The sequence below is a fragment of the Salibacterium sp. K-3 genome (genome assembly GCF_054052005.1).
Genome location: NZ_JBSVZE010000001.1, coordinates 1,543,027 through 1,556,846 on the forward strand (window position 1 = coordinate 1,543,027; position 13,820 = coordinate 1,556,846).

General features: G+C 47.4%; 11 protein-coding genes. 10 read left to right on the forward strand and 1 reads right to left on the reverse strand.

What is annotated here, in order from left to right:
- The first annotated feature begins 8 nt into the window (after positions 1-8).
- From glsA to ACW9JV_RS07680, 4 genes are all read left to right on the forward strand, one after another.
- Positions 9-953 (forward strand): glutaminase A, encoded by a 945-nt coding sequence (gene glsA, locus ACW9JV_RS07665; RefSeq protein WP_457332948.1) that lies wholly within the window; start codon positions 9-11, stop codon positions 951-953.
- A gap of 132 nt (positions 954-1,085) precedes the next feature.
- Positions 1,086-1,370: a YlaN family protein gene (locus ACW9JV_RS07670; protein WP_457332950.1), complete on the forward strand. Its 285-nt coding sequence runs from the start codon at positions 1,086-1,088 to the stop codon at positions 1,368-1,370.
- 241 nt (positions 1,371-1,611) lie between these two features.
- A complete protein-coding gene (gene pyc, locus ACW9JV_RS07675) occupies positions 1,612-5,061 on the forward strand; it encodes a pyruvate carboxylase (RefSeq protein ID WP_457332952.1) in 3,450 nt (1,149 codons plus the stop codon).
- Positions 5,062-5,376: 315 nt separating this feature from the next.
- Positions 5,377-6,549 carry a GNAT family N-acetyltransferase gene (locus ACW9JV_RS07680; RefSeq protein ID WP_457332954.1) on the forward strand — a complete coding sequence of 391 codons (1,173 nt, stop codon included), beginning with the start codon at positions 5,377-5,379 and terminating at the stop codon, positions 6,547-6,549.
- A gap of 60 nt (positions 6,550-6,609) precedes the next feature.
- Here ACW9JV_RS07680 and ACW9JV_RS07685 read toward each other — a convergent pair whose 3' ends face one another.
- The gene (locus ACW9JV_RS07685) at positions 6,610-7,527 is read right to left on the reverse strand and encodes a COX15/CtaA family protein (protein WP_457332957.1); all 918 of its coding nucleotides are present in this window, start codon (positions 7,525-7,527) and stop codon (positions 6,610-6,612) included.
- Between the two features lie 342 nt (positions 7,528-7,869).
- On the opposite strand from ACW9JV_RS07685, the gene cyoE reads away from it, so the two are divergent.
- The 6 genes from cyoE (at position 7,870) to ACW9JV_RS07715 (ending at position 13,650) form a co-directional block, all read left to right on the forward strand.
- Positions 7,870-8,826 carry a heme o synthase gene (gene cyoE, locus ACW9JV_RS07690; RefSeq protein ID WP_457332959.1) on the forward strand — a complete coding sequence of 319 codons (957 nt, stop codon included), beginning with the start codon at positions 7,870-7,872 and terminating at the stop codon, positions 8,824-8,826.
- Positions 8,827-8,900: 74 nt separating this feature from the next.
- Positions 8,901-10,094, forward strand: a complete 1,194-nt coding sequence (gene coxB / locus ACW9JV_RS07695) for a cytochrome c oxidase subunit II (protein WP_457332961.1) — start codon at positions 8,901-8,903, stop codon at positions 10,092-10,094.
- Positions 10,095-10,115: 21 nt separating this feature from the next.
- Positions 10,116-11,990, forward strand: coding sequence for a cytochrome c oxidase subunit I (gene ctaD / locus ACW9JV_RS07700; protein ID WP_457332963.1), 1,875 nt, complete (start codon positions 10,116-10,118; stop codon positions 11,988-11,990).
- 1 nt (position 11,991) lies between these two features.
- The gene (locus ACW9JV_RS07705; RefSeq protein ID WP_457332965.1) at positions 11,992-12,615 is read left to right on the forward strand and encodes a cytochrome (ubi)quinol oxidase subunit III; all 624 of its coding nucleotides are present in this window, start codon (positions 11,992-11,994) and stop codon (positions 12,613-12,615) included.
- 3 nt (positions 12,616-12,618) lie between these two features.
- Positions 12,619-12,963, forward strand: coding sequence for a cytochrome C oxidase subunit IV family protein (locus tag ACW9JV_RS07710; protein ID WP_457332967.1), 345 nt, complete (start codon positions 12,619-12,621; stop codon positions 12,961-12,963).
- Positions 12,964-13,092: 129 nt separating this feature from the next.
- On the forward strand, positions 13,093-13,650 hold the full coding sequence (locus ACW9JV_RS07715; protein WP_457332969.1) for a DUF420 domain-containing protein: 558 nt from the start codon (positions 13,093-13,095) through the stop codon (positions 13,648-13,650).
- Positions 13,651-13,820 lie beyond the last annotated feature (170 nt).

Consider the following 13,820-nt stretch of genomic DNA (forward strand, 5'->3'; position numbering starts at 1 on the left):
AAAATAATATGCCCCTGTTTATTGAGGAAGAAACATTGACCATGTTGATGCAAACCATAAAACCGAAGGCGGAAACAGGCACCGTTGCTTCCTATATTCCTGCGCTGCAGAAATCGGATCCCGCCACATTTGGTTGTGCCATCCGACAAGGAAGGGCATGCACGGAGGCGGGAGGTACCGATATCCATTTTACTCTTCAAAGCGTATCGAAAGTGATCAGCCTGGCGCTTGCGCTGATGGATCGGGGCCCGGATAACGTCTTTTCAAGGGTGGGGATGGAGCCCTCAGGCAATCCATTTCACTCCATCCAGGCTCTGGAAAAAGAAAAACCATCCAGGCCGTTAAATCCAATGATTAATGCCGGCGCGCTTGTCGTTACAGATATGATTCAACGAAATCAGGCTGGACCAGCCTCAGACAGATTTCTGCGTCTGCTGCAGCAGATGACCGGCAATCCCGGGATAAGTATCTGTGAGGAAACGGCAACTTCCGAACGAAGGAATGCGGATCTTAATCGTTCCCTATGTTATTTCCTGAAAAGTCACGGCGTTCTGGACGGTGACGTGGAGCACGTTTTACATACGTATATAGATCTATGTTCGGTGCAGGTAAACTGCCGCGATCTGGCACGGATTGGAACGGTAATTGGAGGAAGCGGCAGGGATCCTGAAACAGGAGAAAGCATCATACCGGACTGGGCGGCAAAAATCGTAACAACCTTTATGGTGACCTGCGGAATGTACAATGCCTCCGGAGCATTCGCGATTAAAGCGGGTATTCCGGCTAAAAGCGGAGTATCCGGGGCCCTTGTCGGCAGTCTGCCGGATGGAACCGGTATCGGTGTATACAGCCCTCCACTCGATTCATATGGCAACAGTGCCGCCGGGACGGCATTGATGGAAACCCTTTCAGAACGTTGTAATCTGAGTATTTTTTCCGGACGTTATGGATAGAGAACGGGCAGAACGGGCTTTTTGCCCGGTTTTTTTCGAAAATTTTAAAGGGTTCTTTCCTATATTCTGTTGCATTTTTTTTCTACAGCCGATAAGATAGGTGACAGGAGTAAATAAACAGGAGGGATCACCTTGAGCGTTGAGGCGCAGACGGAACATAAAGAGAAAGCATACGCTCTGCTTAAAGCTGACGCAGAACGGATCCGGAAACTAATTGAAGTACAGATGGACAATCTCACGCTGCCGCAGTGCCCTCTTTATGAAGAGGTCCTCGATACACAGATGTTTGGTCTTTCCCGTGAAATTGATTTTGCCATCCGCCTGAATTTGATAGATGAAGAGACAGGGAAACAGATATTATCGGAACTGGAGCGGAAACTGGCTGCATTTCATGAAGCAGCACTTGCCGGGAAATAAGAAGAACCAGGCTATTCCAAGGAGTAGCTTGGTTCTTTTTTACCAGCACCAGTTTTTGAAGCAGCGTACCCCTTTGTGCTTCAATCGGACAGAAACTCTAAAAGGGGTGGGGGAAACAAAATTTTTTGACAGATTCTCTAGAAGTGTTATGATAAATTATATTTAGAATTGTCAGTAAAAAAATAAAGGATCCCCTTTATGAAATACTGAGTGGAGAGTAACTATACCAAGGAGGAATTTGATGAACGGTTTGGGGAATATTCGAAAGGTGATGGTTGCAAACCGCGGGGAAATAGCCATACGTATTTTCCGTGCGTGCACTGAATTACATATCCGCACGGTAGCTATTTATTCAAAAGAGGATACCGGAGCATTTCACCGCTACAAAGCAGATGAAGCGTATCTCGTAGGGGAAGGGAAGAAACCGATTGACGCTTACCTCGATATTGAAAGCATCATTGAGCAGGCAAAAGCCAATGACGTTGACGCCATTCACCCGGGTTACGGGTTTTTGTCGGAAAATCTTGAGTTTGCCGAACGATGCGAACAGGAAGGGATTATATTTATCGGTCCCGGCACTGAACATCTTCACATGTTCGGCGATAAAGTAAGAGCCCGTGAAACAGCGATCAATGCCGATATTCCCGTTATCCCGGGAAGTGATGGTCCGGTATCGGGACTTGACGAAGTAAAACAGTTTGCAGAAAAGCACGGGTATCCGTTTATTATTAAAGCATCTCTCGGCGGAGGCGGCCGCGGAATGAGAATCGTCCGGAGCGGGGAAGCGCTTGAAGAAGCGTATGACCGGGCGAAATCCGAAGCAAAATCCGCTTTCGGGAGCGATATCGTCTATGTCGAAAAGTTCATTGAAAATCCAAAACACATTGAAGTGCAGATTCTTGGAGATCACAACGGCAACATTATCCATCTGTATGAAAGAGACTGTTCCGTCCAGCGCCGCCACCAGAAAGTTGTAGAAGTGGCACCAAGTGTTTCGCTCAGTGAAGAACTTCGCGAAAATATCAGCGCAGCTGCTGTGAAACTTGCCGAAAACATTAGCTATTACAACGCGGGGACGGTGGAGTTTCTTGTAAATGATAAAGAAGAATTTTTCTTTATTGAAGTCAATCCACGCGTCCAGGTGGAGCATACGATTACAGAAATGATTACCGGTGTGGACATTGTCCAGTCGCAGTTGTATATTGCGGCAGGAAAGTCCCTTCATGGAGAAGAACTGGCCATTCCGGAGCAAAAGGATATCCGGACCCACGGATATGCCATTCAGTCGAGGGTGACCACAGAAGATCCGGCGAACAACTTCCTGCCGGATACAGGCCGTATCAATGCCTATCGTTCCAGCGGAGGTTTTGGCGTACGGCTGGATGCCGGAAACGGCTTCCAGGGTGCGGTGATCACTCCGCATTATGACTCGCTGCTTGTCAAAGTGTCGACATGGTCGCTGAATTTTGAAGGAGCTGCGGCGAAGATGCTGCGGAATCTCCGGGAATTCCGTATTCGCGGAATTAAGACAAACATCGCGTTTCTGGAAAATGTGGTGCAGCATGAAGAATTTCTGGCAGGCACGTATGACACATCCTTTATAGACTCCACCCCGGAACTGTTTGTCTTTCCGAAACGGAAAGACCGCGGGACGAAAATGCTCACCTTTATCGGTGAAACCATTGTCAACGGCTATCCCGGCCTTGAACATGAGAAAAAGCCGGTCTTTGAACAGCCGGAACTGCCCAACTATAAAAAGAGTGAGCCTGTCCCTGAAGGAGCAAAACAGGTACTGGATCAAAAAGGTCCGGAAGGCCTCGCCGACTGGGTGAAAAGTCAAAAAGAAGTACTGTTGACGGATACGACGTTCCGCGATGCCCATCAGTCCCTTCTCGCGACGCGCTTCCGCACCAATGATCTGCAAAAGGCCGCTGAGCCTACAGCTCATCTGCTGCCGAACCTGTTTTCCGAAGAAATGTGGGGCGGGGCGACGTTCGATGTCGCCATGCGGTTTCTGCATGAAGATCCATGGGAGCGTCTCCTGCTTCTCCGGGAGAAGATGCCGAATATTTTAATGCAGATGCTCCTGCGTTCATCGAACGCAGTCGGGTATAAAAACTATCCTGACAATGTCATCAGAGAATTTGTAGAAAAGTCTGCTTCAGCCGGTATTGATGTGTTCCGCATCTTTGATTCGCTTAACTGGGTGGAAGGCATGCGCCTGACCATTAATGAAGTACGGGAGCAGAACAAAATCGCGGAAGCCGCCATGTGTTATACAGGCGACATCCTTGATCCGAAACGGGACAAGTATGATCTGAAATATTATAAAGGGCTTGCTAAAGAACTGGAACAGGCAGGAGCACACATTCTAGGCATAAAAGATATGGCCGGCCTTTTGAAGCCGGAAGCTGCCTATCAGCTGATTTCGGAACTGAAAGAGACCATCGATATTCCGGTTCACCTGCATACGCATGATACGAGCGGCAACGGAATTTTCTCCTACGCCCGTGCGATTGAAGCCGGGGTTGATATCGTGGATGTGGCGGTAAGTTCGATGGCCGGCCTGACTTCCCAGCCAAGTGCCAACAGCCTGTACTATGCGCTGAAAGGAAGTTCCCGCCAGCCTGAAGTAGATATTAAGGCACTTGAGGAGCTGAGCCAGTATTGGGACTACACCCGTCAATACTACCAAGGTTTTGAAAGCGGAATGAATGCTCCGCACACGGAAGTGTATGAACACGAAATGCCTGGAGGCCAGTACAGCAATCTGCAGCAGCAGGCGAAAGCAGTCGGACTGAAAGGCCGCTGGAATGAAGTCAAGAAAATGTACCGCCGTGTGAATGACATGTTCGGGGACATTGTCAAAGTAACGCCTTCCTCTAAAGTTGTCGGAGATATGGCACTGTACATGGTTCAAAATGACCTTACCGAAGATGATATTTACGAAAAGGGAGAAAATCTGGACTTCCCGGACTCGGTGGTGGAACTGTTCCAGGGTTATCTCGGCCAGCCTTATCAAGGTTTTCCGAAGGAACTGCAGCGTATTATCCTGAAAGGACGGGAACCGATCACGAACCGTCCGGGAGAGAATATGGAGCCTGTTGATTTCCAGGAAATCAAGGAAGATCTCTATCACAAGCTGGACCGCCAGGTGACAAGCCATGATATGATCTCCTACGCGCTCTATCCAAAAGTATACATGGATTTTGAGAAATTCCGTCAGCAGTTCGGAGATGTATCCGTGCTGGATACACCGACGTTCTTCTACGGTTTGCGTCTGGGCGAAGAAATTGAAGTGGAAATCGAACAGGGGAAAACACTGATCGTCAAATTGATCTCTATTTCAAAGCCTCATGATGACGGCAACCGTATTGTTTATTTTGAGCTGAACGGCCAGCCGCGTGAAGTCATGATTAAAGACCAGAATGCAAAAACAACCGGTGCCGAACGCCCGAAAGTGGATAAGTCAGATACGAACCAAATCGGAGCTTCCATGCCGGGAACGGTTGTGAAAAAGCTGGTACAGAATGGTGAAAAAGTGAAAAAAGGCGATCATCTCATGATTACAGAAGCGATGAAGATGGAGACTACGGTACAGGCTCCATTTGATGCGGAGATCAAACATGTGTACGTCACTGATGGGGATACCATTGAGTCCGGCGACCTGTTAATCGAACTGGACAAGTAAATGACAACAGGGAGCGAATTCTTCACTCCTGCGAGATCCCGAATTATCTTTTTCGGGATCTTTTTTTTAGAAAATGAAAAGAGCCGGAGAACCAAAAAGCCGGCTTCATAACAGAAAAAGAACAGCTTCTCCGTCTTTTCTTTAGGAAGACTATCATATAAACTGAAAACCAAAGCGGACGTTTCCGCTTCTGTCCAGTCCGTCGAAAATGACGGAAGCGGCAGAGAAACCAGGAATGTACGACCGGAATGTGGACTAAACCTAACAGAACGCTGCAAAACAAGCCATTGAAATATTCAAAGGAGACAGGAACGAATGGAAATAAGAAAAATGAGCGGCTCCCAAATGCGTCAAAGCCTGGAACTTGATCAGTTTGCGTTTCAGTTTGAGTTTACAAAAGAAGAAAAAAAGAATCACGAACGAATCATGAAACCGGAAAACACCTGGGTGGCTGAAGAAAAGGGGCAGCTGCTGTCCAAACTGACGATTTTACCGATGGAAGTGTTTATCGGCGGGGTCAGCATGCCGATGGGAGGTATATCCGGTGTGGCGACATGGCCTGAAGCAAGACGGAGCGGTCTTGTCCGGCGTCTGCTTCATGCTTCATTGGAAGATATGAAAAACAGGGGACAGGTTGTATCCTTTTTGTATCCTTTTTCGATTCCGTTTTATCGCAAATTCGGCTGGGAACTGTTTTCAGACGCTGTGACATGGACGATCAAAAAAGAACAGCTGCCTAAAAAAGAGGAAATCAGTAATGGAAGGATACGGCGTATTCCACCTGCCGAATGGCCGACGCTGCAGCAGATTTATCAGGCATATGCGCACTGCTACAACGGTATGGTCAACCGGGATGAAAGCTGGTGGCGGTATACCGTATTAAAAAAGAAAAAAGGCCAGATTGCTGTTTTTTCCAATGAATCCGGGGAAGATAAAGGATACATGATTTATCACATCAAAAATAACCACATGACCGTTCATGAATTCATTGCACTTGATGAAGAAACACGTGAACAGCTTTGGCGTTTCATTTCCAATCATGATTCGATGATCAATGAAGCAAAAATAAAACCGACTGTCGGAGATCCTGGACGCTTTATGCTTTTTGATCCTTCCATTGATGAACGAAGGGAAAGTTATTTCATGGCACGCATTGTGGACATGAAACGTTTTCTCGAGATGTATCCTTTCAGGATAAAGGAAGAGAAAGACATAGTGTTAAATATATCGGATCCAAGTGCTTCCTGGAACAATGGAATATTCGTTGTGCGAAAGAATGAATCCGGGCATGAAGTGGAACACTACAGCAGAATGGGTGCCGAAGATGGTATACAGATAGACATAAATACCGCAGCAGCTGTGCTGCTTGGATACATTTCCGTGCCGGATGCTGTAAGGACAGGCAGAATAGACGGATCAGAAAGCGCGCAAACCGCGCTGAGCGAAGCGGTAACAGAAGAATCTCCATTCATTTATGATTTTTTCTAGGGAATGATAAAAGCCGGCTGTCATTGTCAGCCGGCTTTTTAACCCGGAAAGACAGCTGTGTTAACGGCTGCTTCTACGGGTGATAACCATTCCCATGTAGCATAGTACAGTGAACAGGATGGTTATGGTGAGCGAGTGAAGGAGAGCCGGCGGCAGATACGAATCTGCATACAGAATGGAAATTCCTGCTCCGGCCTGAACGAGCACCAAAAGAAAAACGACGGTGCTCCCATAAAGCAGAACGGAATAGCGTCTGTAATGCCGGAAGCTCCATAACCACAATACGAAAAACAGTACTGCAAGTGATATTGCTGCAGCGCGATGTATCATATGAATGCTGAGCTGATAAGCAAGCCCGCTGCTCATATCCGGAATCACACTGCCGTTACAGAGTGGGAAGCCATTGCAGACATAGGTGGCATCGGTATGTTTCACATAGGCCCCTGTGTAGATAACAAGATAGCTGTATACGAGGACGCCGAATAAATAATTCCGGTATCTTCCGGTGACCTGGATATCTGTAACGGACGTCTTTCCATCTTCAAAGGCGAGAACCGTGAGCAGAGCGACAGAAGCAAAGGAGATCGTGGATATCCCAAAGTGCAGCGCAAGGACAAGATCATTATTCCCCCAAATGACAGCACCGGCTCCCATAAAACCTTGAAAAAGAATGAAGAGAACGGCCATTAATGCCAAAAACTTTGTTTCTCTCAGGTGGCTCAGTTTTTTCCAGGACCATACTGCCAGCATGATGACAAGCAGTCCCATCAATCCGGACCAAGCACGGTGGGTGTATTCTATAATCGTTTCCTTGGCGGGGGACTCAGGAATGAACTCCCCGAAACAGAGCGGCCATGTCGCACCGCATCCTTCTGCAGAACCGGTTTTTGTCACAAGTGCCCCCTGCAGCAGTACGATGAGCATGCCGATGGATGTGAGAATGCCGAATATTTTCAGACCTTTATTCAAATTATTCACCTCCCCGTCTGTGGACGGATGGATTCATACCGTAACATGTACAATATTATCGTAATGAAAAACGGCGAAAAAAGTCAATTTTCACAGGGTGAACAATTTGCAAACACCGAAAAATGTGAAGATCATGTGAAACTTTTTAAACTAATGAAACACGACGCACTTTAAGCTATAATAGCTGTGGTATACTAATGGGAGAAAAAAGCAGAATTGCGATTCTCTCAGAAAGCGGTTATATGGTACAATCTGATTATTAGTGGTTCATGACAGATAATGTGTCGAACCATGCTGTCTGCTCTGCGCTCTTTTTGTTCCAGACCGCCGGCTGCGAAGGGGGTGAAAGGTTTGGATAAATCCAGTACAGCTCCACGTGAAGCTGATATTGGAAAGGGACGTTCAGAAATGGCAGAAGCCGGTCATCATCCGTCATGGAGAGATTATCTCACCGTAGTAAGACCCCTGCTGGTGTGTTTTTATCTTATCCCTGTATCTGCCGGAATGTTTTTGGCTTCCGTATATGCGGATTTTCAGCTGCTTCAGAACCTGCACATCCTCCTTCTGACATTAAGTGGTGCCGCTCTTTCGGCCGCCGGGGGATTCGCGTTAAACAACTGCCTGGACCGGGATATTGATGCCGTGATGGAACGCACCAGTTACAGGCCGTCCGCTGCAGGTCGTGTGAAACCCGTCCGTTTACTGACAGCGGGTCTATTTGCAGCCGCAGCGGGTATCATGATACTTGGAGCGGTGGAACCTGTTTCCGCTTTCGCAGCCGCAGCAGCACTGATCATGTATGTATTAATTTATACGTTATGGCTGAAAAGATTTTCGGCTCTGCATACGGTAGCCGGCAGTATCGCCGGAGCAGTTCCACCGCTGATAGGCTGGTCTGCCGTTGATCCGGGGCTGCATGCTTACGCGTGGCTGATCTTTTGTATCATGTTTATCTGGTATCCACCCCATTTTCTGGCGCTCGCCATGCAGCGCCGCAGCGAATATCGGGAAGCAGGCGTTCCTGTACTGCCTGTTGCAGCGGGAGACACTGTGGCAAAACGACAGATGGTTTTGTATGTTGCGGTGTTGTCTGCCGTTTCCCTTTTTCTGCACGACTTTGGAGCTGTGTATACAGCCGCCGCCGCCTCTCTGGGGACTGGGTGGCTCGTTCTGGGGGCTGCAGGTTTTTTTATGAATAATAATGCAGCATGGGCCCGGTATATGTTTGTTTATTCTTTTCAATATATGACGATATTGTTAACAGTAATGGCTGCTGTGCATATATGGGGCAGTGCAGGAAATGCATAGTGTGCCGCAGACTGTGGATGAATAAATAAATATGGTAATTCTTACTTCATTGGAAAGAGAGGTTTGATGATTCGATGAAAGGACGCATAGGATTTTTGCGCCTTCTCCCTCTGACAGCAGTATTCCTGCTGCTGGCCGGATGCGGGGAAGAGAGATTGTCTGCACTGGATCCATACGGCCCGCAGGCGGAATGGATTCTCGACAATATGATACTAAGCTTATATGTAATGGCGCTGGTTATTGTGGTTGTTTTTGCACTCTACTTTATTGCTGTTGTGAAATTCCGGAAAAAGCCCGGAGATGAAGAACTGCCCGAACAGGTCGAAGGCAGCAAAGCGCTTGAGCTTACCTGGACCATTGTTCCTGTTATTTTGCTGGCGATACTCGCTGTACCGACAATCTGGGGTACATATTACATGGCGGAGGAAGCTCCGGAAGCTGCCGGTTCTAGCGGCAGTGGATCTGAAAGTGCAGAAGAAGGAGAAAATGGTGAAGGAGACGGTAATGGTGAAAGCAGCGGTTCAGCCGAAGAAGCTGAAGAAGAAGGCGCTCTTGTCATTGACGTAACCGGTCATCAATTCTGGTGGCAGTTTGACTACCCGGACGGTTTTTCTGCGGGAAATGAAGTATATATTCCGACTGGTGAAAAAGTCTGGTTTAATTTAACCGCCAGTGATGTCATCCATTCTTTCTGGGTGCCTGCGCTTGGCGGAAAGATTGATACGATCCCGGGTATAGAGAATTCAATGTGGCTGGAAGCCAGTGAACCCGGCGTGTATAAGGGAAAATGTGCTGAATTGTGCGGTCCTTCGCATGCCTTAATGGATTTCAAGGTTATTGCTATGGAACCTGATGAATACGAAGCCTGGGAGCAGGAAATGGCAGGGGACGATTCTTCCTCTGACGCTCAGGAATCCGAAGAAGGGGAATCGGAGGAACAGAGCGCTGAAAGTGACAGTTCCGGTGAAGGGGCTTCCACAGTATCTGACGGCCGGCAGGCATTTGAAGATCAGGGCTGTATAACCTGTCACGCCGTTGAAGGACAGGGAACCGGGCAGGGGCCGACCCTGAGCAATTTTGCCGACCGTGAAAAGATCGCCAATATCCTGGAGCCGACGGACGAGAATCTGGAAGAATGGATCCGCCATCCCGGTGAGATTAAACAGGGGAATAATATGCCGCCGTTTCCGGATATGAATAACGAAGATATGGATGCCATTGTTGAATATCTTCAGTCCCTCAGTGTGGAAGAAGACATGAATCAATAATTGCAAAGGGAGGTCAATGACGTGGCAACAGCTACTGCTACCAACACGAATAAAAGTGTATTATGGGACTGGCTTACAACGGTCGACCATAAGAAACTTGCCGTATTATATTTAATTGCCGGCGCACTGTTTTTCTTTAAAGCCGGTGCCATGGCCATATTCATGCGTATTCAGCTGATGTCTGCAGAGAATACGTTTCTAAGCGGCCAGACATTTAATGAATTTGTAACGATGCACGGAACCATTATGCTTTTTCTGGCGGTAACTCCACTGATTTTTGCGTTTATGAACTTTGTGGTACCGCTGCAGATCGGGGCGAGAGACGTTGCGTTTCCATTTGTAAACGCGCTTGGATTCTGGATCTTCTTTTTTGGTGGACTGCTTGTCAGTCTGAGCTGGTTTTTTGGTGGTGCTCCGGACGCAGGATGGACGGCGTATGTGCCGCTGTCGAGCGGGGAGTACGCCGACCTCGGTCTCGATTTTTACGTGCTGGGGCTTCAGATCAGCGGTCTTGGCACCCTGATTTCTGCCATCAACTTCATTGTTACCATTATTAATATGCGGGCACCGGGCATGACGATGATGAGACTGCCGCTGTTCTGCTGGACGGGTCTTGTTACATCCATTCTTATCGTTTTTGCCTTTACGCCTCTTGCTGCAGGGCTCGCCCTGCTAATGCTGGACAGAATTTTCGGCGGACAGTTTTTCATGCCGGGAAGCGGCGGTAATCCTGTTCTCTGGCAGCACATCTTCTGGATCTTCGGTCACCCGGAAGTGTACATCCTTGTGCTGCCGGCCTTCGGCATTATTTCTGAAGTCGTACCGGCCTTTTCGAAAAAACGCTTGTTCGGCTATACCGCGATGGTATTTGCGACACTCATTATCGCATTTCTATCCTTTATGGTCTGGGTACACCACATGTTTACCGTCGGCATCGGCCCGATTACAAACTCTGTGTTTGCGATAGCTACGATGGCTATCGGCGTCCCTACCGGGATAAAGATATTCAACTGGCTGTTTACGATGTGGGGAGGTAAGATTACGTTTAACACCGCCATGCTTTGTGCCTCTTCCTTTGTACCGACCTTTGTACTCGGTGGTGTGACCGGTGTCATGCTTGCGATGGTGCCGGTGGATTATCTTTACCACGACACCTATTTTGTTGTGGCACACTTCCACTACATTGTTGTTGGTGGTATTGCGCTTGGTCTGCTTGCCGGAACGTATTACTGGTATCCGAAAATGTTCGGCCATCATCTGAATGAAAAACTTGGTCAGCTGATGTTCTGGATGTTTTACGTAGGTTTCCATTTAACCTTTTTCATTCAGCATATTCTCGGTCTTATCGGAATGCCGAGACGTGTTTTCACATACCTTGACGGACAGGGTATGGAGACCATGAACCTTGTCTCCAGTATTGGTGCTTTCATGATGGGGGCTGCGGTCATCGTACTGCTGATTAATGTTGTTTATTCCGCTTATGCAGCGAAGCCGGTTACCGTGCGTGATCCGTGGGATGCACGTACACTGGAATGGGCTACGACAACGCCGGTGCCGGAATACAACTTCGCCCAGACACCGCAGGTTCGTTCCCTTGATCCGTGGTTTTATGAAAAAATACATGGGGACGGTGCAATGAAACCGGCAGAGCCTATGGATGAAATTCATATGCCGAACGGTTCCATCCTGCCGTTTATGATCGGATTAGGATTGTTTATCTGGGGATCCGGTATGATAATGCTGCAGATGGAAAACCCAATTATGCCGTCCTGGATTGTTATCGGAACAGGGGTAGTCATTACATTCGGCTCCATGCTCCTGCATTCCATCAACGAGGATCACGGCTATCATATACCTCTTGATAAGATCAAAAAAATCGAAAAGGAGGTAAGCTGACATGTCTGATTCCGTAGATATCAGTAAAGGACTTCCTCCCAATCCCGAGAAAGCGACACTCGAGGGGAAGAATAAATTTCTTGGATTCTGGGTGTTTCTCGGCGGGGAAACGATTATGTTTGCCACGTTTTTCGGAACGTTCCTCGGTCTGCGTGACGGCACAGCAGGCGGACCTTCCGCCAGTGAACTGTTTTCGCTGCCGCTCGTCTTCATCATGACAATGCTGCTTTTGACCAGCTCGCTCACCAGTGTTCTGGCGATGTACTCGATGAAGAAAAATAATTTTAAAAACATGCTGCTTCTCACTGCCGTTACCGTTGTTCTCGGTTTTGGATTTCTCGGCTTTGAGATCTATGAGTTCTATGAGTATGTTCACCACGGCGGCCTTGGTTTTACGACCAGCGCTTTTGGATCTTCGTTCTATTCGTTGGTTGGACTGCACGGAGCCCATGTGACGTTCGGCCTGTTCTGGTTTATCACCTTAATGATAAGATACAGCCGTACGGGGATTACGTTGACCAATGCGCCGAAATTTTACCTGGCCAGTCTTTATTGGCACTTTATCGACGTTGTCTGGGTGTTCATTTTTACGGTCGTATATCTAATGTCTATAGGAGGTGCGTAAAACATGTCTGATGATCTTTCCAAGCCGTTTTCCAAAAGTGCATTGACGCATGAAGAGCTGCTGAAAATAAATCGCGAACGGAAAATCCAGATTACAGCGTTTGCGTTTATGATCTTTTTAACGCTGCTTGCCTTTATTGCTGTTGGGATGGAAATGATTGCTCCAGGTTTTACCATCCCTTTCATTCTGCTTTTGGCAGTGGTACAGTTTGTACTGCAGCTGTATTACTTCATGCATTTGAAAGACAAAGACCACGAATGGCCGAATGCTTTTATGATGACCGGCATTGTCGTTACCACACCGGCACTGATTGCCCTTATTCTTCTGCTCGGTGTAACAAAATACTAATGAAACACAGCTGCTCCTTTTCATGCGAAAAGGAGCAGCTGTCGTTCACTTGATTGTTATAGAAACAGGCAGGACATCTTTTTTATTTCCTGTATAATGAAATCAGAATGAGGTAAAGGAGGGTGAGCTGTGGCAGCAGATCATACAGCTAATCCTGAAAACAGGAAAAAAGACCGCAGCAATGCATGGATAGCTGTGATATTAACCGTGGTCATCAATGGTTTAATCACGGTTCTGTTTTTGATGGATGGATACCGGGGCGAAGTTGGCTTTGACCTGACGATTCTTCCGATGATGAACGCCATATTCAACAGTTTCACAACCGTATTTCTGCTCGGAGCTTTATTTTTTATCCTTCGGAAAAATGTGAAGATGCACCAACGTTTTATATATGGTGCCTTTTCGAGTACTTCATTGTTTCTTGTTACCTATCTGATTTACCATTATCTTTCCGAATCGACAACTTACGGTGGAACAGGATGGTCGGTGTACGCGTATTATTTTATTTTGATCACCCATATTATTCTGGCGGCAGTTATTGTGCCGCTGGCGGTTATTACGTTTCTGCGGGGCATAAAAAATCAGAAAGAACGCCACCGCAAAATAGCACGGTTCACGATGCCCTTATGGCTGTACGTCAGTATTACCGGCGTAGTCGTCTATTTAATGATCTCTCCGTACTATTGAATCTAAAAAAGAAGAGGCTGGGACAAAACCTTTAAAAGACAGAAAATGCCGAACGATTTCAGGAAATCGTTCGGCATTTTCCGTTCCTAAGATAAACCGCTGCGCCAAAATTCTTCGCTTTCCGCGGGCACGGCTCGATGAGAGGAAGATCGGCTAAGAGCAGCAGTCGT

Bases quoted from the DNA above. Each gene is read 5' to 3' on its own strand.
- glsA (WP_457332948.1), top strand. From the start codon at position 9: ATGCCCCTGTTTATTGAGGAAGAAACATTGACCATGTTGATGCAAACC.
- pyc (WP_457332952.1), top strand. From the start codon at position 1,612: ATGAACGGTTTGGGGAATATTCGAAAGGTGATGGTTGCAAACCGCGGG.
- ACW9JV_RS07680 (WP_457332954.1), top strand. From the start codon at position 5,377: ATGGAAATAAGAAAAATGAGCGGCTCCCAAATGCGTCAAAGCCTGGAA.
- coxB (WP_457332961.1), top strand. From the start codon at position 8,901: ATGAAAGGACGCATAGGATTTTTGCGCCTTCTCCCTCTGACAGCAGTA.
- ACW9JV_RS07705 (WP_457332965.1), top strand. From the start codon at position 11,992: ATGTCTGATTCCGTAGATATCAGTAAAGGACTTCCTCCCAATCCCGAG.
- ACW9JV_RS07710 (WP_457332967.1), top strand. From the start codon at position 12,619: ATGTCTGATGATCTTTCCAAGCCGTTTTCCAAAAGTGCATTGACGCAT.